Genomic DNA, 291 nt, shown 5'->3' with positions numbered 1-291 from the left:
GTTAATCCAAGCCCATGACCATTAACAGGAGCCTTTTCAGCTTTCCTATTAACATCCGGATTAGTAATATGATTCCATTTTAACTCAACAACTCTATTATTAATAGGCCTTACTACAAATCTATTAACCATAATTCAATGATGACGGGACGTAGTTCGTGAAGGAACATTCCAAGGCCATCATACACCCGTAGTTCAAAAAGGCCTACGCTACGGAATAATCCTATTCATCATTTCAGAAGTTTTCTTCTTCGCAGGTTTTTTCTGAGCCTTTTATCACTCTAGCCTAGCC

The 291-nt window shown here is 38.5% G+C and carries 1 pseudogene; it reads left to right on the top strand.

From position 1 onward, the window contains the following. Positions 1–156: 156 nt before the first annotated feature. Positions 157–267: pseudogene (locus tag CRJ03_RS20460) on the top strand (cytochrome c oxidase subunit 3); the annotation flags it as partial. Positions 268–291 lie beyond the last annotated feature (24 nt).

The sequence above is a fragment of the Roseovarius nitratireducens genome (assembly GCF_002925845.1).
In the GTDB taxonomy this organism is placed as follows: Bacteria; Pseudomonadota; Alphaproteobacteria; order Rhodobacterales; family Rhodobacteraceae; genus Roseovarius; species Roseovarius nitratireducens.
Note: the sequence above shows the minus strand (reverse complement) of the source record. Positions and strands in the feature narration are given on the sequence as shown.